The organism is Allopseudospirillum japonicum (genome assembly GCF_900108915.1).
GTDB lineage: Bacteria > Pseudomonadota > Gammaproteobacteria > Pseudomonadales > Halomonadaceae > Pseudospirillum > Pseudospirillum japonicum.
The window spans coordinates 114,451-139,138 of sequence record NZ_FNYH01000004.1; the positions used below are offsets into that span (position 1 = coordinate 114,451).

24 protein-coding genes are annotated in these 24,688 nt (G+C 46.2%); 4 read left to right on the forward strand and 20 right to left on the reverse strand.

Annotation, left to right across the window (positions count from 1 at the left end; translation table 11 throughout):
- The first annotated feature begins 41 nt into the window (after positions 1–41).
- On the forward strand, positions 42–1,058 hold the full coding sequence (locus BMX05_RS05570; protein ID WP_093308980.1) for a tRNA dihydrouridine synthase: 1,017 nt from the start codon (positions 42–44) through the stop codon (positions 1,056–1,058).
- A 44-nt stretch (positions 1,059–1,102) separates the two neighbouring features.
- Positions 1,103–2,515, forward strand: a complete 1,413-nt coding sequence (locus BMX05_RS05575) for a hypothetical protein (RefSeq protein ID WP_093308981.1) — start codon at positions 1,103–1,105, stop codon at positions 2,513–2,515.
- A 145-nt stretch (positions 2,516–2,660) separates the two neighbouring features.
- Here BMX05_RS05575 and phaC read toward each other — a convergent pair whose 3' ends face one another.
- The 17 genes from phaC to BMX05_RS05660 all read right to left on the reverse strand — a co-directional run bounded on the left by phaC (position 2,661) and on the right by BMX05_RS05660 (position 20,487).
- Positions 2,661–4,526, reverse strand: a complete 1,866-nt coding sequence (gene phaC, locus BMX05_RS05580) for a class I poly(R)-hydroxyalkanoic acid synthase (protein ID WP_093308982.1) — start codon at positions 4,524–4,526, stop codon at positions 2,661–2,663.
- Positions 4,527–4,609: 83 nt separating this feature from the next.
- Positions 4,610–4,981, reverse strand: coding sequence for a phasin family protein (locus BMX05_RS05585; protein ID WP_093308983.1), 372 nt, complete (start codon positions 4,979–4,981; stop codon positions 4,610–4,612).
- A 411-nt stretch (positions 4,982–5,392) separates the two neighbouring features.
- A complete protein-coding gene (locus BMX05_RS05590) occupies positions 5,393–5,653 on the reverse strand; it encodes a DUF6489 family protein (protein WP_093308984.1) in 261 nt (86 codons plus the stop codon).
- Between the two features lie 79 nt (positions 5,654–5,732).
- Complete coding sequence (locus tag BMX05_RS05595; RefSeq protein WP_093308985.1) at positions 5,733–6,920, reverse strand: MFS transporter; 1,188 nt, start codon at positions 6,918–6,920, stop codon at positions 5,733–5,735.
- The gene (gene aroC / locus BMX05_RS05600) at positions 6,920–8,017 is read right to left on the reverse strand and encodes a chorismate synthase (RefSeq protein ID WP_093308986.1); all 1,098 of its coding nucleotides are present in this window, start codon (positions 8,015–8,017) and stop codon (positions 6,920–6,922) included. Before aroC ends, BMX05_RS05595 begins: the two co-directional genes overlap by 1 nt.
- A 9-nt stretch (positions 8,018–8,026) precedes the next feature.
- Positions 8,027–8,554 carry a ribosomal protein S18-alanine N-acetyltransferase gene (gene rimI / locus BMX05_RS05605; protein ID WP_093308987.1) on the reverse strand — a complete coding sequence of 176 codons (528 nt, stop codon included), beginning with the start codon at positions 8,552–8,554 and terminating at the stop codon, positions 8,027–8,029.
- Positions 8,555–8,643: 89 nt separating this feature from the next.
- Positions 8,644–9,450: a hypothetical protein gene (locus BMX05_RS05610; RefSeq protein WP_093308988.1), complete on the reverse strand. Its 807-nt coding sequence runs from the start codon at positions 9,448–9,450 to the stop codon at positions 8,644–8,646.
- Between the two features lie 18 nt (positions 9,451–9,468).
- Positions 9,469–11,016, reverse strand: coding sequence for a 2-isopropylmalate synthase (locus BMX05_RS05615; protein WP_093308989.1), 1,548 nt, complete (start codon positions 11,014–11,016; stop codon positions 9,469–9,471).
- A 75-nt stretch (positions 11,017–11,091) separates the two neighbouring features.
- Positions 11,092–13,386 (reverse strand): 5-methyltetrahydropteroyltriglutamate--homocysteine S-methyltransferase, encoded by a 2,295-nt coding sequence (gene metE / locus BMX05_RS05620; RefSeq protein WP_093308990.1) that lies wholly within the window; start codon positions 13,384–13,386, stop codon positions 11,092–11,094.
- A gap of 77 nt (positions 13,387–13,463) precedes the next feature.
- Positions 13,464–13,847, reverse strand: coding sequence for a hypothetical protein (locus BMX05_RS05625; protein WP_093308991.1), 384 nt, complete (start codon positions 13,845–13,847; stop codon positions 13,464–13,466).
- Between the two features lie 203 nt (positions 13,848–14,050).
- Positions 14,051–14,374: a hypothetical protein gene (locus BMX05_RS05630; RefSeq protein ID WP_093308992.1), complete on the reverse strand. Its 324-nt coding sequence runs from the start codon at positions 14,372–14,374 to the stop codon at positions 14,051–14,053.
- Between the two features lie 12 nt (positions 14,375–14,386).
- On the reverse strand, positions 14,387–15,748 hold the full coding sequence (locus BMX05_RS05635) for an NAD(P)/FAD-dependent oxidoreductase (RefSeq protein WP_093308993.1): 1,362 nt from the start codon (positions 15,746–15,748) through the stop codon (positions 14,387–14,389).
- A gap of 175 nt (positions 15,749–15,923) precedes the next feature.
- Positions 15,924–17,216 carry a phosphopyruvate hydratase gene (gene eno / locus BMX05_RS05640; RefSeq protein WP_093308994.1) on the reverse strand — a complete coding sequence of 431 codons (1,293 nt, stop codon included), beginning with the start codon at positions 17,214–17,216 and terminating at the stop codon, positions 15,924–15,926.
- A 108-nt stretch (positions 17,217–17,324) separates the two neighbouring features.
- Complete coding sequence (kdsA, locus tag BMX05_RS05645) at positions 17,325–18,191, reverse strand: 3-deoxy-8-phosphooctulonate synthase (protein ID WP_093308995.1); 867 nt, start codon at positions 18,189–18,191, stop codon at positions 17,325–17,327.
- Between the two features lie 6 nt (positions 18,192–18,197).
- Positions 18,198–19,832, reverse strand: coding sequence for a CTP synthase (locus tag BMX05_RS05650; protein WP_093308996.1), 1,635 nt, complete (start codon positions 19,830–19,832; stop codon positions 18,198–18,200).
- 134 nt (positions 19,833–19,966) lie between these two features.
- Positions 19,967–20,179 (reverse strand): hypothetical protein, encoded by a 213-nt coding sequence (locus BMX05_RS05655; RefSeq protein ID WP_093308997.1) that lies wholly within the window; start codon positions 20,177–20,179, stop codon positions 19,967–19,969.
- Between the two features lie 101 nt (positions 20,180–20,280).
- Positions 20,281–20,487 carry a DUF4177 domain-containing protein gene (locus BMX05_RS05660; RefSeq protein ID WP_093308998.1) on the reverse strand — a complete coding sequence of 69 codons (207 nt, stop codon included), beginning with the start codon at positions 20,485–20,487 and terminating at the stop codon, positions 20,281–20,283.
- Positions 20,488–20,623: 136 nt separating this feature from the next.
- Here BMX05_RS05660 and BMX05_RS05665 point away from each other — a divergent pair, with 136 nt between their 5' ends.
- The gene (locus BMX05_RS05665; protein WP_218138990.1) at positions 20,624–20,827 is read left to right on the forward strand and encodes a PA3496 family putative envelope integrity protein; all 204 of its coding nucleotides are present in this window, start codon (positions 20,624–20,626) and stop codon (positions 20,825–20,827) included.
- A 149-nt stretch (positions 20,828–20,976) separates the two neighbouring features.
- On the opposite strand, the gene BMX05_RS05670 is transcribed toward BMX05_RS05665, so the two are convergent.
- Both BMX05_RS05670 and pabB read right to left on the reverse strand, forming a co-directional pair.
- On the reverse strand, positions 20,977–21,840 hold the full coding sequence (locus BMX05_RS05670; protein ID WP_093308999.1) for a hypothetical protein: 864 nt from the start codon (positions 21,838–21,840) through the stop codon (positions 20,977–20,979).
- Positions 21,841–21,864: 24 nt separating this feature from the next.
- Positions 21,865–23,223, reverse strand: a complete 1,359-nt coding sequence (gene pabB / locus BMX05_RS05675) for an aminodeoxychorismate synthase component I (protein WP_093309000.1) — start codon at positions 23,221–23,223, stop codon at positions 21,865–21,867.
- 108 nt (positions 23,224–23,331) lie between these two features.
- Here pabB and BMX05_RS05680 point away from each other — a divergent pair, with 108 nt between their 5' ends.
- Positions 23,332–24,207 carry an alpha/beta fold hydrolase gene (locus tag BMX05_RS05680; RefSeq protein ID WP_093309001.1) on the forward strand — a complete coding sequence of 292 codons (876 nt, stop codon included), beginning with the start codon at positions 23,332–23,334 and terminating at the stop codon, positions 24,205–24,207.
- On the opposite strand, the gene BMX05_RS05685 is transcribed toward BMX05_RS05680, so the two are convergent.
- On the reverse strand, positions 24,186–24,401 hold the full coding sequence (locus tag BMX05_RS05685; RefSeq protein ID WP_317622218.1) for a DUF2256 domain-containing protein: 216 nt from the start codon (positions 24,399–24,401) through the stop codon (positions 24,186–24,188). The genes BMX05_RS05680 and BMX05_RS05685 overlap by 22 nt on opposite strands.
- Positions 24,402–24,688 lie beyond the last annotated feature (287 nt).

Below are 24,688 nucleotides of genomic sequence, written 5' to 3' on the forward strand. Positions count from 1 at the left end.
TTGGCCCTTGCCTTATTTTCTTGTTTGTACGAGTTTTTTTCATGCCAAAAATCGCGCTTGCCCCAATGGAGGGCGTTGTCGATGCCAGTGTGCGCGACTTATTAACAGCTATCGGTGACCTTGATTTCTGTGTGACCGAATTTGTGCGTGTTACCCAACAGTTGTTGCCCAAGCGGGTATTTTATCGTCTAGCGCCTGAGCTACATCATGGATGTCGTACACGTTCGCGGACCCAGGTCCATGTGCAGCTGTTAGGCAGTGATGCCAATATGTTGGCTGTCAATGCGCGGCGTGCGGCTCAGCTAGGCGCACCTGTGATTGATTTAAATTTTGGCTGTCCAGCAAAAACCGTCAATCGCCATCAAGGTGGTGCGGTGTTATTGCAAACGCCAGAACGCTTATATCAGATCGTTGCTGAGGTACAGCAAGCCTTGGTGGATTTACAAGTCCCCGTGCATGTCAAAATGCGTTTAGGATATGCAGATGCTGCATTAAGTCAGGAAAATGTTGATGCTGTGATACGTGCTGGTGCTGCCAGTGTCTGTATTCATGCGCGTACCAAAGTACAAGGATATAAGCCGCCAGCACATTGGCATTTGTTGGCCCCTTTGCGTGAACAATTAGCACAACAGAAGATCCCTTTAATTGCCAATGGGGATATTATTGATTTACAGACATACCTTACCTGCCGTCAAGCCAGCGGGTGTGAAGATGTGATGCTCGGGCGTGGTTTATTAGCAGATCCATTTTTAGCTGTCAGATTAAAAGCTTATTTACAAACAGGGCACTGGGATGGGGTGTCTACTTGGCCGCAAAGAGCTGCGGTTTTAGTGCACTATGCTGATTTATATGCGCCTTTACGTATGGAAAAAATCATACGTGACAGCTTGAAGCAATGGCTGGCTTTAATGAAGGGTTTTGCGCCAGCCGCAGCGGCTTTTGAGACACTTAAGCGTATGAGGGATTTAGCTAGTTTGCTCGATGCTTTGCGTGCACAGGCTTGTCCTAAAACACTGGTACAACTGCAACAAACAATCCCTAGCCCTTATCTAGCTTAAAGATTCCTTGTTAGATTTCCGTTGCTACAAAGAAGGAGGTTGTTTTGACCAAAGAGATAAAAGTGTTATCAAAAGATGAAGTGGCAACTAGTGTTGATCAATTTACAGCGGGATTGACGCAGTATCTGGGTGAGCTTGGGTTGCCTAATCAGCATGTCCTAGTTCCTGTTCAAGAGCGCCAACGGGTGATTGCTAACGTGCCTGATGTGATCGAGTTGATCGATGCTAATCGGAAATCGACATCGATCTATCTGTCAAAATTTATTGCTGCCTGCGGGGCAGGATTGTTTGATGCCGCCCTTAACTTCATCTGGGACGAGACTGTTGTAAACCTTCGAAATAAAGTGGCACGTTTTGATTTAGAGTATTTTTATGACAGTGTCGTAACAGATACCAAGCGCAGAGCAAAACTGAAAGATGAAGATGATCTTCAAAAAATAGAAGAGTGGGAGTTGATACGGGGCTGCCATCTAACAGGAATACTTTCTGATATTGGTTACAAGCACTTAGACTATATAAGGGATATGCGGAATTGGGCTAGCGCAGCGCACCCAAACCAAAATGACCTCACAGGCTTTCAGTTAATATCCTGGCTGGAGACTTGTATTCGAGAGGTCATTGCAAAGGAGCCTGAAGGGCCTGTAATTGAGGTCAAACGTTTTCTTAACAGTATTAGAAATACCACACTCACTGAACAGGACGCCCTGTATATTCGGGCAGGAATCGAGAATTTACCTCCCGAGTTGGCAACTTCCGTACTTAGAACCTTATTTGGTATGTACACAACCAAAGATACGGCAGTTCAGATTAAAAGTAACATCAAGTTGGTGGCTGGCTCAGCGTGGACTGTTGCGCCGGATGAAGTCAAATACGAGTGTGGCTTTAAATACGCAACATTTGCATCAAACGGGGAGGTAGATAGGAAAGAGGCTGCCAACGAGTTCCTTTCCGTTGTTGGAGGCCTACCGTTTCTTCCAAATGATACGCTTGCGCTAGAAATGGCTGACAAAATTGACAGCCTATTTGCCGCCCATACTGGATTTAATAATTTTCACAACGAGCCTGCTCATGCTCGAGCTCTTGAAGCCTACGTTTCTTCTGCTGGCACGGTGCCTGATGCCGTTCGAAAATCTTATGTTAAGACACTTGTGATGGCTCGAATTGGAAACGGTCATGGGGTGTCAGATATGGCTGTACCGTATTACGAACGCTTGATAATGAAATTTGGTGAGGCCGAGTTGCGAGAGGTGGCATGTCTTTTAACCGATCGAGAATTTTCATCCCGTATTGGACTAGGATCCTGTCCTTCAAATTTCAGGGCATTGCTAGGGCGATTGGCGCCTCCTACTAATCAAGTCACTCAGCAGGCCTTCACTCAGATACAAGGGGCTACCGATGCGCAAATCCCGAATTTAGGCAAAGACAGTGCATATAAACGGCTTCTGGGAGTAGGATAAATCTAACCAAGCCATGTACCGGATGCCAAAACCTGCGCTTCGCTACGGCTTTGTCACCGGAGATGGCAGCGTTAGATCTGTGAATAAAAAAAGCCCCTAAGGTTTAGGGGCTTACTTTTTTTATCATCAGTGTCTGACGATCTAGTTACTTGGCTTCGGCGCTTTCAGCTTCTTTTGCTTTTTCCGCTGCAGCGATCACATCAGGAATTTTGGTTTTCACAAAACTGCCTGGTGCATCTTCAAGTGCTTTTAGCTTGCCTGTACCTGGTTCGCGTGCATCAACCATAGTTTCCAAGTTCGCATACTTGTTGCTGGTGACCCATTCTTGCCAGTTCGGCCACCAAGAACCTTCGTTCTTTTGTGCACCGGCAAACCAAGCATCTGGTGTTTCAGGGAGCTTATCGTTGGTCCAGTGACCGTATTTTTTCTTGTTCGGTGGATTAACAATCCCTGCAATATGTCCAGAACCAGAAAGTACAAACTTCACAGGGCCGCCATGAGCGCGCGCGCCGCCGTAAGTCGAAGTCCATTTGGCAATATGATCTTGGATTGTTGAGACGAAATAAGCTGGGGTTTTGATGTTGCCAAGCTCAATCTTCACGCCGTCTAGTTCGATGTTGCCTTGAATCAAGTTGTTTTCTACATACATATTACGTAGATAGAACTTGTGCATTTCTGCTGGCATATTGGTGCTATCACAGTTCCAATACAGAAGATCAAACGCTTGAGGGCGCTCACCTTTGAGGTAGTTGTTGATAAAGAAAGACCAGAAAAGGTCATTCTCACGCAACATATTAAAGCTCATCGCCATCGCGCGGCCATCAAGATAACCATCACGATCAAGCTGCTTTTCGATGCCTTTTAAGGTGGCCTCGTTGATGAAAACCCCAATTTCGCCAGGATCGGTGAAATCTTGCAAGGTTGCCATGTAAGTCACTGAGTTAACACGATTTGCTTGCTTCTTCGCAGCCAAGTACGCCATAGTACTTGCCGTCAAAGTACCACCGATACAGTAAGAGATCACGTTAACGCTCTTCTCACCTGTGGCTTGCTCAATCGCATCCATGGCAGCGAGCGGACCTTCTTTCATGTAATCCGCCCAGCCTTTTTGTGCTTGTGCTGGACCTGGGTTGACCCAGGAAATAATAAAGACTGTATGTCCTTGATCAACCATCCATTTCACCATGGAGTTGCTTTCGCGCAAATCCAAGATATAAAACTTGTTGATCCAGGGTGGTACGATTAACAAAGGCGTCTTGAAGGTTTTTTCTGTGGTAGGCTGATATTGAATCAGCTGAATCATGTCGTTCTGGAACACCACTTTCCCAGGTGTGGTGGCGACATTTTTACCAAGTTCGAATGCGGAAAAATCCGTCATTGAAATATTCAGACCTTCAGAGCTGCGCTGCATATCTTCGATCAGCTGCTCCATCCCTTTCACTAGGTTTTGACCACGCGTTGCCAATGTCTTGCGCAAAACTTCTGGGTTGGTAGCAACGAAGTTGGAAGGCGACATCGCGTTAACGAATTGACGCGCATAAAAGTCAAGGTTTTGGCTGCTTTTCTCGTCCATGCCTTGGGCGCTATGAATCACGTTAAGCATACAACGTGCGAATAACAGATAAGACTGCTTAATAAAATCAAAAAGTAAATTATCGTTCCATTCAGGATCGATAAAGCGGCGATCATCACGTGCTGGCTCAATAATCGGCTCGACTTTTTCACCGAGCATCTGGCGTGCTGTATTTTGCCATAGCTGCATTTGGCCTTGCCACAAAGCCATTTGCTCATCGAAAAGCGCCAAGGGGTTGACAGCAAGTTGTTCGTTAAGCTTTTGGAATGTCTCTGTCATGTTAAAAAGCACAGACAAAGAAGGATCGCTCACGCCCTTGCGGTTTACCAGTTGTTCAATCAAACGCTGATATTGTTGATTGACTTGACCTACCATAGACCACATCTCTGCTGGGTCAACAAAATCGTTAAAGCTTGTATTTTCAGATTGGTTACTCATGCTTGCCCCTTAGCCTTGATACTGATGCTCACCAAGAGCACACCGAAACGCATTCGGTGCACAAACTCGGCGTGATTCCTTATTTACTTGGTTTCGCCTGGCTTAGTAAAGGCTGTTGAACGTGCTTCTTCCATGATCTTTTCAACTTCTTGCTTAAACTCAACGGCCATCTCTGCCATAGTTTTGGCGTCTTCTAGCACTTTCTTGCTGACTGTACTCATCATTTCTGCTTGTGTGCTGGTGTATTCGCGCATACTTTCAGCATCTTTTAACTCACTAGCGCCTTTCAATTGGTTTACACCCATCTGGCTATAAGAACGCAGTGCATCCAACTGGAAATCTGTCATTTTTTCCATGTTTTCTAATAAAAGTGCGTTAATTTTACGCAAAGGGGTGTACATGGTTTTAGCTTGCTCTGCAAAGGCGTTCATTACTTTCTCTTGTTGAGTCGACATAAGATACCTCGTAACTCGATTAACTGAAGGATGCAAAAATTACAAAAACGCCGATAAGCGCCCTTGATACCAAGGTTTAGTGCTTATATTGCGCTGCAATAGTTGCAAAACCGTGACATGAACACTAAAAATTTGAATTTGAGATTCAAAAGGATAAAAGTGTACCTGCCTGGATGTCATGTGTATGAAATATTTATGCCAATATTGCAGACATGAGGACAAAGTACAAGTATCAAATCAAGGTTTTGTAAGAATTAAGACCAAAGCCTAAGTTTACCTAAGTTAAAAATAAAATAACTAGGCTAGACAAAAAGTTAGCAGCATAAAAATTAGATTTCTGCTTATTTAGGCGGAAAAATCCCTGTCTGCGACCAGCAGGGACTTATAAGATAGGAAATAACCAAACAAGCATTATGAACGCTTGTTTGAAGTCCCCATAGGAGAATAGTTAGACAATACTTGCATCATGAGTTTTTGATAAGATTCTAAAGAATCAAAACCTTGAGTAATAAAGGGTTTAAATAAAGATAAAGGGTCATAACCATCAACACCTGCTTCCATTTGCTCACGAATTTTTTGCATTAACTCTTGTTGAAATAGGTGTACATCGGGTAAACCCATGGCACGCCGAAATTCCTCAGGCGTCATATCCACTTCTACATTTAATTTCATGTTTTTATCCAACCCTTTGAAAAACAATGTGTTTAAATTTACAAAAAACGCCTAACCGTCCTAACTTGTTATTTTGACTTTAACGCGCAATACCCTGTGAATGCAAGGTTTGTCCAAGTAAGATGTGCCAAGCCAGTAAACTTGCGCCAGCGGCTAAAGCCGCCGCAGACAAAAAGCTCCAGCTTGGGGGATAGGCCTGCCATAGCCACCCAGCGAGTGTGGCTCCTACGGCACCCCCTGCCCCAAAGCCGACGCTTGAATATAAAGCTTGGCCTTGTGCCGCTTGCGCTTTAGGAAAATAAGTATGCACTAAAGCAATGCAGCTTGCATGAAAACATCCAAAGGTTGCAGCATGTAGCACTTGTATTGGAATCAAAAACATCAAATGTGCAGGGGCTAACGCCAAAGCAAACCAACGAACACTGGCTAAAACTAAACTTAATACTAAAAGGCCTTCTGCTTTGAGCGCAGGCAGCAAACGATGCATAACTAAAAATACGAGGACTTCAGCCCCTACACCCAAGGCCCATAAGCTACCAATCCAGGTACGTGAATACCCTTCTTGCTCTAAATATAAAGAATAAAAGGTGTAATAAGGCCCGTGAGATGCTTGCATTGCCCAAGCACATAGCAAAATTACCCAGACTTGCGGCCGTTTGAGCGTTTGTGCTAGAGAAGTTTGCTCATCTTGGGAAACTTCTTGAGATTTTGCAGCTAGCTTAGGTAAGGTGAAGCTAAATATCAGTAAGGCCCACATCAGACCCCAAAGCCACCAAGGCAAGGTCTGTATGGGAGCCTGATCTAGCCAAACGCCCAAACCTAAGACTGCCATAATAAAACCAACCGAGCCCCAAACGCGCACGCGACTGTAATGTGCTTCATGGCCTTTGAGGGCTACTAAAGTGATGACCTCATACTGGGGCAAAATGGCATTCCAGAAAAAGCTAAAGGCAAACATGACCCAAGCAAGCGTCCAAAAATTGCCGTCGTGCCAAAAAATACCTGTGAAGGAAAGTGCCGTAAGGAAAGCGCCTAAACGCATAATGCGAATATGGTGGCCACTATAATCGGCCCAAAAACTCCATAAATTGGGCGCGATCAGCTTAGTCGCGAGCAAAATGCCCATTAATTGGCCAATTTGTACAGGGGTGAACCCGATCGAGTCCAAATACAAACCCCAATAAGGATTGAGGACACCTAAAAGTGCAAAATAGCAGGCATAAATACCTGCTAAGCGCCAATAAGGAAGATTGACAGGCAGTGCCATTATTGCCCCGCTGGAATCTTGGCAGTCCCTGAGTCGACCAGTGCATTTTGGCCACGATGACGCAAGGCGTGATCCATCAGTACTAAGGCTAACATGGCTTCAGCAATCGGGGTGGCACGAATACCGACACAAGGATCATGGCGGCCTGTGGTGATAATCTCGCAGGCTTGATTATGAATATCGACGCTGCGCCCTGGAATACGTAAACTGGAAGTTGGTTTTAAAGCAATGCTGACCTCAATCGTTTGTCCGCTGGAAATACCGCCTAAAATGCCGCCAGCATGATTAGATACAAAACCTTCTGGGGTGATTTCATCTCTGTGCTCTGTACCTTTTTGGGTGACACAAGCAAAACCTGCGCCAATCTCTACGCCTTTGACCGCATTAATCGACATCATCGCATGCGCAATATCTGCATCTAAGCGATCGAAGATGGGTTCTCCCCAGCCAACAGGCACGCCGGCGGCTTGGATATGCAAGCGGGCACCGATCGAATCCCCTTCTTTGCGTAGGGCATCCATATAAGTTTCTAACTGCGGAATATGCTCTGCACTAGCGCAAAAAAATGGATTGGTATTGACCAAAGACCAATCAACCAAAGGACAGCAAATTGGCCCTAATTGGGACAAATAACCGCGCACCTGTACACCATACACTTGTGCAAGATATTTTTTTGCAATAGCACCTGCAGCCACACGCATAGCGGTTTCACGTGCAGAACTTCGACCACCACCGCGGTAATCACGAATACCGTATTTTTGCCAATAGGTATAATCTGCATGTGCAGGGCGAAACTGTTGTGCAATTTTGCCGTAATCTTTTGATCTTTGATCCGTATTTTCAATCAGCAAACCTATGGGTGTGCCTGTGGTACGACCTTCGAACACACCAGATAGAATTTTTACCTGATCTGGTTCACGTCTTTGCGTCGTATGGCGGCTAGTACCGGGTTTACGTCGATCCAAATCCGCTTGTAAATCCGCTTCACTTAAGGCCAGCCCCGGTGGACAACCATCCACAATGGCTCCTAGGGCAGGGCCGTGGCTTTCGCCGAAAGTGGTGACTGTAAAGAGCTTACCGAAGGTGTTCCCAGACATAATATTTCCTCAAACATCCGATGCAATGTGTGTAGGCAAATCAAGGCGCATGAGGATGGCATCTTCACGCGCTTCCATGGCTTCTTTTAGGGTACGCAAATGTTCAATATGTAAAGGTGGGTAGTAACCCTTGCGCCGTCCAGTTTCAGCAAAGCCAACACTTTGATAAAAATGCAAGGCCTTGTGGTTGGAAGCACGTACTTCTAAAAATAATGAGGTCACAGCAGCCATCTGCAGTGCTTGCGTGCAATGAGCAATTAGGGCGTGTGCAACGCCACGACCTTGATAAGGGGTGTCGACCACAATTTCCAATAATTCGGCTTCATCTAAAATCGAGCGCACCACGATAAAGCCCATCAAATCACCATCTTGTGTGTAAGCGCCTGTGATTTGATGTTGTTGTAAAGCTTCTGCAAGCGCGTGTTGACGCCAGCCACCTAAGTGTGCGGCTTCTTCAATTGCAAGCAATAGCGGCAAGTCATCCAGACTTGGCGCATAAAACTCTATGCCATAAGCCAAAGGGGTGTGAATTGACATCCTGTGATTCCTAAACGCAAGGGGTTTTGTCAAGCTAACCGATCGGCATGCACAAACCGTATCAATTCCACAGTGAAGGATGAGCCGATTTAAAGCAATAAAGGGCTAGCAGCAAACTGCGCACGCAAAGCTTGCTGTTGATGCCAAAAACGAGCTTTTTGCTGTGGATCTTTTAATAAAGTATCTAAGTTGGGCCATAGATGATAGTCCAAGCTGGAGTGAATCCAAGTCGTTAATTCATCACCACAGACTAAAAGATGATGCCGAGGAATCGCTTTAAACTGGTGCCCAGTTAAGTAGGCGTAGAGACTTAAACGTGCTTGTTCTGGTTGGCGCATAATCTCGGTGACGGGCAAATGAGGAAAAGGCCATACAAAACGCTGGCTGGTCAGATAGTCCACCTGAGGATGCCAAGCAAACAGAATTTGGGCCAACAGCTTTTGTTGTAAGCGTCTTTGAGCCGCACTGGGTGTTGTGCGTAAAATCCACCATCCATTAGTCAGTACATCCAAGGTTAAATCAAGGTGAATCTCGGTTTGGGCTTGGGTGGGCTGTGCTGGTGCTTGCTCAGTGACTAGCTTAATCGAAGGCGAGGCAGCAACAGAAGCGGGGGCTTGTGCTTGGTCTGTATCCTGTGCCTTTGAGGTTGGCAAGGGATTGTTTGTGGGTGCTACCTTGGCTGTTGATGTTTGTTGAACGCTTGCGCTGGCAAGCGTTTGGGTGTGAGCGCGTTTAAGTAAGGTTTGGCGATAATCCTGCGCACGTGCGTGTGGGCTTTGCGGTTGAGGCCAAGCACAGACTGGGCTAGGAGCAGCATAAGGTAAACGCACCCTAGGCACCCACTGACAAATACCAAAGGCCTGTAAATAGTGCAAACGCTGTACTTGTTGACCCATGCCTGACCTCAATTTAGGTTAAACGCCTGTGCCTTGTGGATGCGTACGCTCGTGGGCACCAAATAAAGCATTCAGCGCATTGATATAGGCTTTGGCCGAGGCAATGACAATATCTGTATCTGCACCCAGCCCATTGACAATACGCCCGCCTTTTTCTAGACGCACAGTGACTTCCCCTTGGGAATCTGTGCCACTGGTAATAGCATTGACTGAGTAAAGTTCAAGCGATGCTTGACTATCGACTAGGGTTTCAATCGCTTTATAAACCGCATCAACTGGGCCAGAACCTTGCGCGCTGACGCTCTTTTCTTGGCCTTCAATGCTTAAGGTTAACTTAGCTTCTGGAATCTCGCCGGTTTTTGATTGCACTTCTAAAGTGATGAGTTTGAAATGCTCTGCAGCATTAGCCGCACGTGTATCTGTCACTAACGCTTGCAAATCTTCATCATAAATCTCGTGCTTTTTATCTGCCAGTTGCTTGAACAAGGTAAACGCTGTGTTGAGTTCAGATTCAGTTTCAAAGTGAATACCTAGCTCCTGCAAGCGAGTGCGGAAGGCATTACGACCTGAGTGCTTACCTAACACGATGGCATTGGTATGCCAGCCGACATCTTGGGCACGCATGATTTCGTAAGTTTCGCGGTGTTTAAGTACACCATCTTGGTGAATGCCGGATTCGTGTGCAAAAGCATTTTTGCCCACAATGGCCTTATTAGGCTGGACGGCAAAGCCGGTAATGGTAGAAACCGTACGCGAGGTGGGGACGATATGGACAGGATCAATACGAGTTTCAACAGGATAAATATCCGCACGAGTACGCACGGCCATTACAATTTCTTCTAACGCGGCATTGCCTGCACGCTCACCCAAACCATTAATGGTACATTCGACTTGACGCGCACCTTTGAGTACGGCAGCTAAAGAGTTAGCAACCGCTAAACCCAAATCATTGTGGCAATGCACAGAGAAAATGGCTTGATCGGCATTAGGAATGCGGGTAATTAACTGTTCAATCGTATGGCCAAATTGTTCTGGGCTCGCATAACCTACGGTATCAGGAATATTAATGGTGCGTGCGCCGGCAGCAATCGCAGCTTCTACAATGCGGCACAGAAAATCAATCTCTGAACGTCCAGCATCTTCACAAGAAAACTCAACATCATCAATCAGGTTACGTGCAGTTTTCACTGCATGTACAGCTTGCTCAATGACTTGTTCTGGCTGCATTTGCAGTTTGTACTGCATATGAATGGGGCTGGTGGCAATAAAGGTGTGGATGCGTCCTAAAGCGGCAGGTTGCAGTGCCTCGGCAGCGACTTGAATATCTTTTTCGAGTGCGCGTGCTAAAGAACACACACGGCTGGTTTGCACGGCTTCGGCAACGGCTTTGACGGCATCAAAATCGCCAGGACTGGCAATCGCAAAACCGGCTTCAATCACGTCCACACGCATTTTTTCTAGCATTTTGGCAATGCGGACTTTCTCGTCTTTGGTCATGGAGGCGCCAGGGCTTTGTTCACCATCGCGCAAGGTAGTATCAAAAATAATTAAGGCGTCTTTGCTCATGGAAACTCCCATCATCACTTAGGCTAAGGATGACAGGAGTTTATCATATTTCCAACAAAGACAAGTGCGCTTGTGTTAAGCGGTGACTTGTGCCTGCACACGTAGGGCTTGTGCGGCTTTTACCATGGCTTCCAATGCGGGCAGAACTTCTGACCATTGGCGGGTTTTGAGGCCACAATCTGGATTGACCCAAAGGCGCTGTGCAGGAATGAAATCGGCTGCTTTGCGCATTAAAGCTTCCATCGCCGCTTGTGTGGGGATATTGGGGGAATGAATATCATACACGCCTGGGCCAATTTCATTCGGGTAATGGAAATCTTCAAAGGCTTGCAATAACTCCATATCTGAGCGCGATGTTTCTATCGTGATCACATCCGCATCCATAGCAGCAATCGCTTGGATAATATCGTTAAACTCGGAATAACACATATGGGTATGGATCTGAGTTTGATCACTGACGCCATTGGCTGTGATACGGAAAGCCTGTACGGCCCAATCTAAGTAAGTTTGCCATTGGCTAGCACGTAAGGGTAGACCTTCTCGCAAGGCAGCTTCATCAATTTGAATCACTTGAATCCCTGCTGCTTCCAAGTCCAACACTTCATCACGAATGGCTAAAGCTAACTGGTAACAGGAGGTGGATCTGGGTTGATCATCACGCACAAAAGACCAATTTAAAATGGTGACTGGCCCTGTGAGCATACCTTTCATTGGCTTATCCGTTAAAGATTGCGCGTAACGGATCCATTCCAAAGTCATAGGTTGCAGGCGTTCAATATCACCAAACAAAATAGGTGGCTTAACACAACGGGAACCATAGGATTGTACCCAGCCGTTTTGGCTAAAAATATAGCCTTCGAGCTGCTCACCAAAATATTCCACCATATCATTACGTTCGGCTTCACCATGTACGAGTACATCTAAGCCTAAATCTTCTTGTACCTTGACCGCATGGGCGATTTGTTCACGCATGAGGGTTTGATAAGTGGGCTCATCTAAGCGCCCTAGACGCCAGTCACGACGTGCTTGGCGAATGTCTGCAGTTTGCGGGAACGAGCCAATCGTGGTGGTTGGATAAAGAGGTAATTTGAGTTTCTGTGCCTGTTGTGGCGCACGTTGTGCATAAGGGCTCAGGCGTTGACCTAATTCAGGCGTGATACGTGCTAGACGGGCTTGCACTTCTGGTTTATGGACGCGTTTAGACTGGCGGCGTGCTTGGATTGCGGCTTGATTATCTGCTAAATCTTGCGCAACCGAGGCTTCGCCATGATTAAGCGCTTGCTGCAAGATTTTTAACTCCTGTAATTTTTGCACCGCAAAAGCCAGCCAAGTAGCAACTTCTTGATCAAGTTGGGTTTCTTGTGCTAGATCCACTGGCACATGTAATAAGGAGCAAGAAGGGGCCAACCACAAACGCTCACCTAAACTTTGAGCAATTGGTTGAAGCGCTGCAAGTGTGGCGGTGAGATTCGTTTTCCAAATATTACGACCGTCAATCACACCTAGGGAAAGGATTTTCTCATCCCCTAAACCAGCGAGCACTTGGGTAATTTCATGTTGAGCCTTCACTGCATCAAGATGAATCCCCTGTACAGGCAAGCTTAAGGCTAAATCCAAATGCTGTGCCAGATCACCAAAATACGTGGTTAACAAAAGGTTCGGCTTGTGGGTAAGCGCATCCAGATACTGATAAGCACTGGTGAAAGCTTGTTGCCATTGGCTATCTAAGTCTGTGACTAGAGCGCTTTCATCCACTTGCACCCAGCGAACGCCTTCTTGTGCGAGTGCATGAAGCAATTGTGCGTACACACTTAATAATTTAGGCAACAAAGTGAGTTTATCAGTGGCATCTTTACTTTTACCTAGCCAAAGGTAAGTCACTGGACCTTGAATGACAACTTTCGGGGTATGACCTAAGGCTTGCGCTTGTTTGACTTGTGCTAGTAAACGTTGAGGGTTGAGGTTGAAAGCTGTCTCTGCACTAAATTCAGGGACAATATAATGATAATTGGTATCAAACCACTTGGTCATCTCACCTGCGGCCACACATTGGCAATCGCTATCTTGGGCTGAGCGACCACGGGCTACGCGGAAATATTGATCCAACTCAGAACCAGATAAGCCTTGTACCCGCTCAGGCCAGTGACCTAGCAAGCAACTCATATCTAATACATGATCATAGAAAGAAAAATCACCAACGGGGACGAGATCTAAATCAGCCTGTACCTGCCAATGATGTGCACGCAGCTCGGCCCCTGTATTTTCTAATGCTTGCTCGCTGATTTCGCCACGCCAAAATTTTTCTAGCGCAAATTTCAATTCACGTTGTGCGCCAATGCGTGGGAATCCTAAATTATGAATTTTAATCATCTGACAGCCTCCTTAAATGAATGGCCATCAGCATAAAGGGCTTTTAAATTGAAGAAAAACGATAAAAATTCAAATTTTTATGAATTTTCTGCATGAGAAATTTCTAAACGGACTTGGTCACACACTTGGTAAATGGCATCACGTAAGCTCAGTTGGGTTTCTAGTAAGCGATACTGACCGACAAAATCACGTCCACGCTGATACACAGAGGCGGTACCTTCTTTGGTTAAAGTCCCTGTCACCACATCACCGACGTAAAAATAAGCACCTTGCGCATGTTGCGCACCAACAAACCAGCCTTCGCGGGTTTTAATCACTAAGTTGCCTTGCGCACATACATTTTCACGCACCACTAAACCAAGATCGGATCCTGAAGCCTGTACTTCTTTGCTGAAAGGATACAAGAGGAGACAAAATATGGAAAATAATGTCTGGATTAGATAGTGAGGTGCTTGCTTCATAAATAACCTTTTTTGTTAATAATAATTAAAATATTATAACAAAGTTTTATTATCTTAATCTCTGTGCATATCACATTATTTTGTAATTAATAATGAATAAAGGTGCAGATTTTGACGTAAAACTGCGAAGGAAAATAGCTTGTCAACCAAGGGCGTTAGATTGCCCTTGGTCAAACCTCATTAAGATGAGTAACAATAAATATTTAATGAGATGTATCAGAAATGCGCAATAAGGGATTTAAAAGCAAAAAGGCATAGAAACCGCTTCCGAGCATCACAGCCAGTAGTGTCAATATGTCTGTGCTTGTCTGTACATAATTTAAAGAGGAGCCTGTGATCCAAGGTGCGACTAATGCAGTGAGTAAACCAATTGCCACACAGAGTGGATATAAAAAGCGCGGGCGTGTCCCTTGATGATGGCGTCCTAAAACTTGCGCACCGATTAAAGCGAGTAAAAGTAGTACAAGTAACCACCAATAAGGCGCAAGTGCATATAAAATAATGGTTATTACACCAGCAAATGTCATAATAGCTTCTCCTTATACTTGTCCGTTTAGCATGGCATAATACGCGGGCTGCAACATTTTCTCTTTCATCACCCAGACCACCCAAGATTCTTCTGTTGGACTAATAAAGGAGAAAGAAGGCATTAATTTACCTTCATAGCCAAATTCTGCGAGGATCGCTTTACCAATACTGGTAATCATAGGGCAGGAAGTGTAACCATCGTATTTGGCTGTGAGGGGATGTCCAGCAAGAAAAGCCAAAATATTCGCTTCTGCAACTGGGGCTTGTTTCTTAACACTGGCAGCTGTCTTCCCAAAAGGTGTCCCTATCACATCCCCAACCCCGAAAATTTCTGGGTAACGCCTATGCTGTAGACTATATTGGTCGATTTCTAACCATTGATGTGCCATGGGTCCTTGTTGCCAAGCGAGCTCACTAGAGCGCACTACATCGGGTGCACTCATCGGTGGTACCACATGAATAAAATCGTATTTTTCTTGCTGGGTACTGCCATCAGCATGAGTAAAGGTCGCCATTTGGCTACCGGCATCTATAGCTGTGAGCACACGTTGATCGTGAAAGCCAACTTGCTGTTCTTGCCAGCGTTCTAAAACAAATTGGTTGTAAACAGGGACAGAAAATACTTTATTGGCATAGGGTGTGAAAAAATCGACCTGGAATTGCTCGCGTTGGCCGCTATCTTCTAAGCGTGACAAGGTCGTAAAGGTCATTTTTAAAGGAGCGCCGGCACACTTAATCGGCGTATTACTGAGGGTAAAAATCGCGCGCCCTTGGCCTTTTTGTAGCAGATTTTCAATTTGTTGATTGGTTGCTGTCGCCGCCTGCGGACTAGCGTACACACTACCTATACCGTGCTTGCCGATAAGATCCGTGCTCATGCCTTCAATTTGCTGGTAATTGAGTTGGCAACCTGTAGCAATCACCAACACATCGTAAGCTAGCGTTTGTCCGTCTTGTAATTTGACTTGGCGCTGATCTGGCATAAATTCGGCGACATCTGCGGGAATCCAATGGACACCTGCAGGAATCCAATCTGCGGTTGCCGTAGCAACCTGATCTTGTGGCCATAATCCAGAAGCAACGAGCGTATATCCAGGTTGGTATAAATGTTGTTGACGTGCTCCTGCAATCGTAATCTTAACGCCCTCGAGGGCATTGTATAGACGATTGGCCATAGCCGTGCCGGCAGCACCTGCACCTAGGATGACAATGCGTGCTTGGCTCGTTGGACGTGCTAAAACCTGACCTGCAGGTAATGCAGATAACGCAAGTGCACCTAGGCCAAGTTGGATCAGTTGACGTCTTTGTGGGTTTTGTGGGGCAGCTACTTGTATTGATTGTTTGGGAGAAGATGAGGAAGGTAAAGGGGGCATAGGATACTCCTCCGTCGCCATTTCTTGTTTTTGTTTAACCTATACTATATTAGAAAATATTTTTTTAATCACTGTTTTATTAGCTTATTCTTTTGTCTTAGCGAAGTGCTTTCGACAAGCACAAAAAAAGGCCACTGATAAACAGTGACCTTGGTGTACGCTGATGCTTAAAGCTTTATTGACCTTTGATCGCGCCCCGACCGGCATAAGGGGCTTGGCTGCCAAGTTGGGCTTCGATGACCAATAAGCGGTTGTATTTCGCAACACGATCCGAACGACATAAAGAACCGGTTTTAATCTGACCTGCTGCGGTACCCACGGCTAAATCGGCAATACTGGTATCTTCGGTTTCGCCAGAACGGTGTGAAATAACCGCGGTATACCCTGCATCCTTTGCCATTTTGATGGCTTCTAAGGTTTCGGTCAGGGTGCCAATTTGATTGAGTTTAATCAAAATGGAGTTAGCCACGCCTTCTGCAATGCCTTTGGCAAGAATTTTGGTGTTAGTAACAAACAAGTCATCGCCTACCAACTGGATACGCTGACCGAGTTTTTCGGTTTGATAGCGCCAGCCTTCCCAATCGGATTCATCTTGGCCATCTTCAATGGAAACAATGGGATATTGGTCACATAAATCAGCCAGATAATCACTAAAGCCTTGCGCGCTGAAGTTACGGCCTTCACCTGAGAGACGATATTCTTGCTCTGCATAAAACTCAGAAGAGGCACAATCTAACGCTAGAGTGATTTGCTCACCCAGCTGATAACCCGCATCCGCAACGGCTTGCTCAATCACCTTAAGCGCATCGGCATTGGAAGCAAGATTAGGTGCGAATCCCCCTTCATCACCTACGGCCGTGTTTAAGCCTTGCGCTTTTAGTACCGCTTTTAAAGCATGGAAAATTTCGGCACCAGCACGTAACGCTTCGGCAAAACTGGTAGCACTGACCGGTTGCACCATAAACTCTTGAATATCTACATTATTATCTGCGTGCTCGCCGCCATTGAGAATATTCATCATAGGAACAGGCATCGAATACTGGCCTGGCGTACCATTGATTTCAGCAATATGGGCATAGAGCTCAATACCCTTGCTTTGCGCAGCAGCTTTAGCGGTTGCCAAAGAGACGGCGAGCATGGCATTGGCACCGAGATGGCTTTTGTTTTCTGTGCCGTCTAACGCCAACATGGCACGATCAATGGCCGCTTGATCATAAGCGTTCATGCCTTGTAAATGCTGTGCAATGGCACCTTGGATATTCTCAACGGCTTTTAATACCCCTTTGCCTAGATAGCGGCTTTTATCGCCATCACGCAATTCCAGTGCTTCGCGTGAGCCTGTAGAGGCACCAGAAGGCGCGCAAGCACTGCCTGTACTGCCATCTTCTAAGGTGACAGTTGCCATCACGGTTGGGTTACCACGAGAATCTAAAACTTCAAGGGCTTTGATGCTACTAATCGCACTCATGCACAGTCTCCACACGATAAAATGCTCGGATGGACAGGAATCCATCCTAGAATAAGGGTTGAACGGCGCAAATTATACGCAGTTTATTGAGGTTTCCCAAATGCTTGCCTAAACGACATCCTCATCTATAACTAGCGGTGTTTGGCTTTTGATCAGTCGATCTAACTCTTGTAAAGGGGCCAGCAAATCATATAAGCGATCCAAAGGCCAAGCACTTGGGCCATCACAAGGTGCTTGTTGTGGATCTGGATAGGCCTCTAAAAATAAGCCCGCCAATCCTAATGCCACCCCTGCACGTGCTAGTTCAGGTAATTGCTGGCGGCGTCCACCACTGGCGGCGCTGCCTGCGTGACGTTGTTGCAGGGCATGGGTGACATCAAAAATCATGGGGCGATTGCCTGTCACACGCCGCATCACCCCAAAACCCAGCATATCAACAATGAGATTATCGTAGCCAAAACAGCTGCCGCGCTCACAAAGCAAAAGGTCATTGTTACCTGATTCGCGAAACTTTTCGCAAATATGTGCCATTTGCTCAGGGGCAAGAAACTGTGGCTTTTTGATATTGATTGGGCGTGCGCTGGCGGCTAGTGCTTGTACCAAATCCGTTTGACGGGCTAAAAAAGCCGGCAACTGCAACATATCACAGGTCTCTGCCGCTGGGGCTGCCTGTTCTGGGGTATGCACATCTGTGATGACAGGGCAGCCAAATTGGCGTTTGACTTCAGCCAACTGGGCTAAACCCTCATCAAGGCCCACACTGCGGAAACTGTGAATACTGGTCCGGTTGGCTTTATCAAAACTGGCTTTAAAAATGTAAGGTATTTGCAGACGTTGACAAACTTCTACAAAGGTTTCTGCAACTTCTAACGTCAGATCCAGGCGTTCCAAGGCATTTAAACCACCAATCAAAACCAAGGGTTGATGATTGGCAATTTCTATTTGATTCACGTAAACCGAGTGTTGACTAGACATACGTATTTACTCCTGCGTTGGCTGGGCAAGCGCGGCTTGAATAAAGCGGGTAAACAAAGGATGTCCATCACGCGGGGTTGAGGTAAATTCTGGGTGGAATTGGCAAGCTACAAACCAAGGGTGTACCTCTTGTGGTAACTCGACGATTTCAACAAGCGCATGATCTTGGCTACGCCCAGAAATCACTAGGCCAGCGGCTTGTAGTTGAGGTACATAATGGTTATTCACTTCGTAGCGGTGGCGGTGACGCTCACTAATGGTTGCTGCCCCATAAATGTCACGTGCTTTGGTGTTAACGCCTAAATGGCAATCTTGGGCACCTAAACGCATGGTGCCACCGAGATCGGTATTGACATCTCGGGTTTCACGCTGCCCATCGGCAGTTTGCCATTCAGTAATCAGGCCGACGACAGGGTGCGCAGCTTGGCCATTGAATTCGGTAGAATGTGCATCAGCCAGACCAGCGACATGGCGGGCAAATTCAATCACAGCAACTTGCATCCCTAAACAAATCCCAAGATAAGGAATTTTATGCTCACGCGCATATTGTACGGTTGCAATTTTGCCCTCGACACCCCGCTCACCAAAACCACCAGGCACTAAAATCGCCTGCATACCTTGTAGACATTCGGTGCCTTCACGTTCAATACGCTCAGAATCTATGTATTCAACATCGACACGGGTACGTGTATGAATCCCAGCGTGGCTGATGGCTTCAATTAAGGATTTATAGGCATCCAGTAATTCCATGTATTTACCGACCATGGCAATTTTAACTGTATGCTGTGGATTGAGCTTAGCTTCTGCAACCGCGTTCCATTCGCTTAAATCAGCTTCTTGACCTTTGAGGCGAAAACGCGTCATCACAATCTCATCTAGCCCCTGCTGATGTAGCATTTGGGGGATATGATAAATAGTGTCAGCATCTGGTAAAGCAATGACAGCGCGCTCTTCCACATTGGTAAAGAGGGCTATTTTGCGGCGTTCATTTGTTTCTAAAGTGACTTCGGAACGGCAAATGAGAATATCGGGTTGAATACCGATAGAACGCAGCTCTTTAACGGAGTGTTGTGTTGGCTTAGTTTTGGTTTCACCGGCGGTTTTCAGATAAGGGACTAGGGTCAAATGCATAAAGAGAGCGCGATCTGAACCCAACTCGACTCTTAATTGACGTGTGGCTTCAAGGAAGGGTAAAGATTCAATATCGCCAACGGTGCCACCGATCTCAACCAAGGCCACATCATGCCCTTGTGCCCCATCGAGCACGCGACGCTTGATTTCATCGGTAATATGCGGGATGACTTGCACTGTACCGCCCAAATAATCGCCGCGTCTTTCTTTGCGCAGTACATGCTCATACACACGACCTGTAGTGAAGTTATTGCGTCGTGTCATGGGAGTGCGAATAAAGCGCTCATAGTGGCCTAGGTCTAAATCCGTTTCAGCACCGTCTTGGGTCACAAAGACCTCACCGTGCTGAAAAGGACTCATAGTACCAGGGTCAACATTGATATAAGGGTCAAGCTTAAGGATGGTGACGTTAAGACCACGGGCTTCTAAGATGGCCGCCAAAGAGGCAGAGGCAATGCCTTTACCTAAGGAGGATACGACACCGCCGGTGACGAAAATATATCGCGTCATGATGATCCTGTCTGGTGATTTGTAGGTGTTTTAACTGATGGAGGGGCGTGCTTTAGATGGGGTTGCAGGTTAGCAGATTTCTTGGGTATCGACAATTAGCAAAACTTTGGAAAAAGCCAAGGGTAAAAAATACCTTAATTGAAATAGTCTTGGTCTTTGGCAGATTCATGTTTTTTGGTTTCGCGTTGGATCAAAGCGATCAAGCCCGAAGCGCATATGAGCAAACCACAAGTGACCACTAGTTTGAATACTAACTCAGGATCTAGAGACAGGCCCCAAAGCTGGGCCAGCAAAATACAGGTGACCAGCAGGATACCAGCAATACTAATCCAAGCGGCAATCCGCATCTTGATCTCCTTTATTGGAAGGTTTAATGGGAGGCTTGTTCATCTTCCCCCTTGGTTGTCACAAGGAGGAACCCAAGCGGTACAGTCGGGATTGCAGGCTTTTATCTTTCCAACACCACTAAAAAACCTTCACGTTGGAAAAATAATAACATCCGCCGGACTTCACGTTCCATGGTGACCACACGCCAACCTTGACGGGCATGTCGATTTAAAAACTCACTAAAGCCTTCAGGGTCGACTTTCGACTGTCCCAAAAACAAAGAGCCTAGTAAACCTTCCCGATAAACCACAACCTTGTATTCTTTCACTGATGTTCATCCTATCTGAAGTGCAAAAAAATCAATTTTCTACTTTACCCGCCGGCTAAATCGTTTTATATAGGCAAACTTGTAGTTCCTTATTTCTAAGCTTGTTTTATGTAATCATATTTAGGGTGTTCGCCTTATGGGTCAAGAAGAAATTTCCTATACTGATGATGATGTCTTTGATGATGCTGTCAACGATGAAGATTTTGCCAGCTCGGCTAAAGAGACGCCTTCTCTTGCCTGTCGCCGTCAGATCGAAGCCCGCTTAGAAGAACGTCGCCTCCAGCAACAATTACAAGAATATTACGATTTTGATGACGACGATGATGACGATGACGAGTAGGCATCTTTGAGCGCTTTCATCAATTTTGCGCGGGAAACCCCGTCCTTTTAGGGCAGGGAGGGGTGGCATGGGGTCAGTCTCCGTGTCCGGTTCTCGATGAATTGGGAATCCCCTTCCTTTAGGGAGGGGAGCAGTCAACTACAAAATATTTACAAATGCTGACTGGCTTCCCCTGAACATAAGGTTTCTACATATTTTAAATGGTACATACTGACTTGTGGATCGAGGAAAAAACCAGCTTCCCAAGGATTTTTATCAATAAAGGCGTGCTGAATCTCTAAATAGGCTGGATGTGTTTTAGGCACTTGATAAGCCTGCATTGCTAATAGCTCGTAGTTCCAATCGAGCACGCGAGAAAAGGTAAAACTGGCACGTTCATCAATTGCAAACAAACAGCGTTGGTCGCGTGCTAATAGCTGTATTTTAAAGCTTTGCGGATGCGAGATTAAAAACACATCATCTGCTTGCGTGGATAAAAAAGCCATCACACTGGTATGCGGTTGTTTTTGTGCTCCGGTAACCAAAACGCCGATTTTGTTATCTTGCTCATCAGGATTCAGTGCCGCTAGATGGGTCATAGGGGTGTTCGGTAAGACAAGGGCGGGGCGTTGATCTGGCGGATACTGATAATCTGGGGCTTGATATGCTAATACCACCTCGTTTCCGTAGACCATACTAAATTCGCGTGCTTCCACTTCTAGATGGTGTACAGAATGTACTTGTGCCACACGTGCTTTATAAGAAAGACGATACACACTCAGGTCAGCATCATACTCATCCACACCCGTACGATTATCTAAATGCAAGGTGAGCAAGTCCCCGACTTGCAACGCATGACCACGCGGACAATACAAACTAAGGCGGGTATCGTGCAAAATATCAACCGCGCATACATGTGCTCCTAAAGCGTAAGGCTCCAGCTGGTGTTGATAAAAAGCAGCAATCGCAATGACTTGCGTGCCTAACGCTTGTTGTAGGCTTTGGGGATGTCCCGCTTGTAAAACCCTTGGCATACCTTGCTCACCTTATTGTTGCGGTTAACTCAAAGGCGCAAACTCAGGATCAAGAGCTTGCAATAAACGCCCGACTTTTACCAATGTTTCTTGGTATTCGGCGGCGCACTCAGAATCTGCCACCAAACCACCGCCACCCCAAGCATACAGATGCCCTTGGTCTGCAATCAAAGTGCGAATGCAAATATTCATATCCATGTGGCCTCTGTCATCTAAATAACCTAGTGCCCCACAATATAAACTCCTGTGGTGGGGTTCAAGCTCATCAATAATTTGCATGGCGCGGATTTTGGGTGCTCCTGTGATAGATCCACCGGGGAAGCTTGCTGCTAGCAAGGGTAATAAAGCATAGGGTGGTGTCAGCTGGCCTTCTACCGTAGACACAAGATGGTGCACATTAGCAAAAGATTCCAACGCAAATAGATGTGGCACCTTGACGCTATGCGCTTGGCACACACGATTTAAATCATTGCGTAATAAATCAACAATCATCAAGTTTTCGGCTTGATCTTTAGACGCCTGTTGTAGCTCTTGTGCCAGAGCCGCATCTTCTGCGGGCGTGCGTCCGCGCGCGCGCGTGCCTTTAATCGGTTTGGTTTGTACCTTGCCTTGAGGATCAACTTGTAAAAAGCGTTCAGGTGAGAGGCTTAACACGGCTTGGCCCTGCCCTAAATCTAAATAGGCTGCAAAAGGTGCGGGGGTTGCTTGTCGTAACGCCAGATAAGCACTCCAGGTGTCGCCTTGATAAGGGGCGCAAAAACGCTGAGCAAGATTAATCTGATAAGCATCGCCTGCTTGTAAATAAGCCTGCACTTGTGCAAAAGCCCGAGCATAAGCGGCAAAATCCATATTAGAGCGGAAAGGCGCTAATAAGGAAAAATCTTTTGCTAAAGGCGCCTTGGGTTGGGCTAACTGAGTGCTGAGTTGCTGGGCAAAGTCCGTGGAATAATCGCCGACTAAATGCGTGGTTTGTGCTTGGTGATCTGTGACTAAAGCCCAAGCATAATAGCCCCAGTGTGCTAAAGGTAGGCCAACCTCAGTTTGGGTGGATCGTGGTAAGGAAGGCTCAAACCAAGCACCTGCATCATAACTAAGATAACCTATCCAACCACTACAAAAAGGCAAATGTGCGCAGGCTGCATCCGTGGGTGTCCGTTGTGGTTCGAGGTCTTGCCAATTAGCAGGCAAGCTGGGGGAGGAGGTACGCCATAGCTTTTGTGGATTCGCGCTGACGATATCAAAGCGTCCAAAAGGCGCAGATATCTTGGGTGAATCAAACTGACCGCTATCAAGCAGTACAGGATGTGCTTGAGTACGTACAAGTTCAAATAATTGATGGCCTGAAGTATAGGGAAGTTGTAACGGGCGTCGAGATAGCGACATGATTCCTAACCTACAAAATGGCATGCAAGCGCGCAAGCATACCAGAATTAACACCGAAAAGTGTTAATCTAGACGCTGATTTTATTTTGTCTTAGGTTAAAAATTTTTATGTCATCGTCCCTTGCTCATTTCCAAGTGCATAGCACCCAACTCACCTTGGCGGACCTGCACTTGCATTATCATTTATACCAAGCGTATCAGACGTCATCACACCCGCGTCCTTTATTGTTGTTGCACGGTGCTGGCGTCGCAGGCCAAGCCACTTGGGAGCCCCTTATCCATTATCTTGGCCATCAATGGCCGGCATATTTGGTCCCTGATTTGCGCGGTATGGGTGCCAGCGTGGGCATTCAGCATCCAGAGGCTCCCTTTGATGTGCACCAAGTGTGTGCAGATATACAAGCTTTATTAACACAACAAGGCTGGGAGAGCTTTGATGTGATCGGTTACTCGTTTGGGGGCTTGATTGCCATGCTCCTCAAACAAGCCTTGGGTAATCAAATTAAGCATACCTTTCTGATCGAACCTGCGTTATTGGAACGTGAAGATGTGCAGTTAATGCGTCAGGTTCGCCAAGGGTACTCGCAAGCTGCAGCGAAGATGCGCGTACCTGCCACCCAGTTAGCAGGCATAACAGAATTTTTGGATTTAATTGCTCCTTTGCGTTCGCAAAGTACGCGGGTGGAACAAGCCACCTTGCATCGGTTAGCGCATAGGGTATTAGGATTTTCTTATGCTTTAGATGCAGTGACACATGCGGTACACACTTTGGACAGGGCGGCGCTACTGGCTGCACAAAACCAAGTGGTGTGTTTTTATGGTGGCCGTAGCCCAGCGCCTTTACGCGCTTATCAAGCACACTTAAGCCAGCAACACCCCAGTTGGGCCAGTATCGAAATTGCAGGCACAGATCATGCCTTGCCTTATCAAAAACCTAAGCGTTTGGCCCATTGGATGATGCATTATTTAGCGGATGGGGCTTGATGGTTGTTTCGATTGCCTTGCCGCTGGCGGCGGCAAGCTTGACTGCAATACTTCACTTCGTCCCATACAAGACACCATTTCTTGCGCCAAGCAAAGGGGCGCTGACAGACACAACAGATTTTCTCTTCTAAGTAAGGTTTTTTATGCATGCTGGCACCTGTTTGAGCAAATATGCCGGTAAAAATAAAGCGCATGGTATACGAGGCCTAGGTGTGATTCGGTACCTTATCAATCTAAGGGTATGCCTTTTCCAGCTGATGGGCCAACATAAGAAGCGTGCCGTTTTTTCCTATAAATGCAGTACACTCAACTGGCTTGCAGTCTTTTTTCGCCAAAAATATCTTTGATTCTTCAGAGCTGTGCTTTTCAGTACGTGGTTAAATTTCTGATCATTGTCTTGGAACGAAAGATCTACCAAAGTGTTATTAATATACTCATAATACATAGCAAGAATATCTTTTAAATCATCAGGAAAAATAGA

What these genes read in the sequence shown, in the direction of transcription:
- phaC (WP_093308982.1), bottom strand. Translation starts at nt 4,526, where the DNA reads ATGAGTAACCAATCTGAAAATACAAGCTTTAACGATTTTGTTGACCCA.
- BMX05_RS05635 (WP_093308993.1), bottom strand. Translation starts at nt 15,748, where the DNA reads ATGCCCCCTTTACCTTCCTCATCTTCTCCCAAACAATCAATACAAGTA.
- BMX05_RS05625 (WP_093308991.1), bottom strand. Translation starts at nt 13,847, where the DNA reads ATGAAGCAAGCACCTCACTATCTAATCCAGACATTATTTTCCATATTT.
- BMX05_RS05650 (WP_093308996.1), bottom strand. Translation starts at nt 19,832, where the DNA reads ATGACGCGATATATTTTCGTCACCGGCGGTGTCGTATCCTCCTTAGGT.
- rimI (WP_093308987.1), bottom strand. Translation starts at nt 8,554, where the DNA reads ATGTCAATTCACACCCCTTTGGCTTATGGCATAGAGTTTTATGCGCCA.
- BMX05_RS05585 (WP_093308983.1), bottom strand. Translation starts at nt 4,981, where the DNA reads ATGTCGACTCAACAAGAGAAAGTAATGAACGCCTTTGCAGAGCAAGCT.
- metE (WP_093308990.1), bottom strand. Translation starts at nt 13,386, where the DNA reads ATGATTAAAATTCATAATTTAGGATTCCCACGCATTGGCGCACAACGT.
- BMX05_RS05615 (WP_093308989.1), bottom strand. Translation starts at nt 11,016, where the DNA reads ATGAGCAAAGACGCCTTAATTATTTTTGATACTACCTTGCGCGATGGT.
- BMX05_RS05595 (WP_093308985.1), bottom strand. Translation starts at nt 6,920, where the DNA reads ATGGCACTGCCTGTCAATCTTCCTTATTGGCGCTTAGCAGGTATTTAT.
- BMX05_RS05680 (WP_093309001.1), top strand. Translation starts at nt 23,332, where the DNA reads ATGTCATCGTCCCTTGCTCATTTCCAAGTGCATAGCACCCAACTCACC.
- pabB (WP_093309000.1), bottom strand. Translation starts at nt 23,223, where the DNA reads ATGTCGCTATCTCGACGCCCGTTACAACTTCCCTATACTTCAGGCCAT.
- eno (WP_093308994.1), bottom strand. Translation starts at nt 17,216, where the DNA reads ATGAGTGCGATTAGTAGCATCAAAGCCCTTGAAGTTTTAGATTCTCGT.
- BMX05_RS05610 (WP_093308988.1), bottom strand. Translation starts at nt 9,450, where the DNA reads ATGGGTCAACAAGTACAGCGTTTGCACTATTTACAGGCCTTTGGTATT.
- BMX05_RS05670 (WP_093308999.1), bottom strand. Translation starts at nt 21,840, where the DNA reads ATGCCAAGGGTTTTACAAGCGGGACATCCCCAAAGCCTACAACAAGCG.
- aroC (WP_093308986.1), bottom strand. Translation starts at nt 8,017, where the DNA reads ATGTCTGGGAACACCTTCGGTAAGCTCTTTACAGTCACCACTTTCGGC.
- BMX05_RS05570 (WP_093308980.1), top strand. Translation starts at nt 42, where the DNA reads ATGCCAAAAATCGCGCTTGCCCCAATGGAGGGCGTTGTCGATGCCAGT.
- BMX05_RS05590 (WP_093308984.1), bottom strand. Translation starts at nt 5,653, where the DNA reads ATGAAATTAAATGTAGAAGTGGATATGACGCCTGAGGAATTTCGGCGT.
- kdsA (WP_093308995.1), bottom strand. Translation starts at nt 18,191, where the DNA reads ATGTCTAGTCAACACTCGGTTTACGTGAATCAAATAGAAATTGCCAAT.
- BMX05_RS05685 (WP_317622218.1), bottom strand. Translation starts at nt 24,401, where the DNA reads ATGCGCTTTATTTTTACCGGCATATTTGCTCAAACAGGTGCCAGCATG.
- BMX05_RS05655 (WP_093308997.1), bottom strand. Translation starts at nt 20,179, where the DNA reads ATGCGGATTGCCGCTTGGATTAGTATTGCTGGTATCCTGCTGGTCACC.
- BMX05_RS05665 (WP_218138990.1), top strand. Translation starts at nt 20,624, where the DNA reads ATGGGTCAAGAAGAAATTTCCTATACTGATGATGATGTCTTTGATGAT.
- BMX05_RS05630 (WP_093308992.1), bottom strand. Translation starts at nt 14,374, where the DNA reads ATGACATTTGCTGGTGTAATAACCATTATTTTATATGCACTTGCGCCT.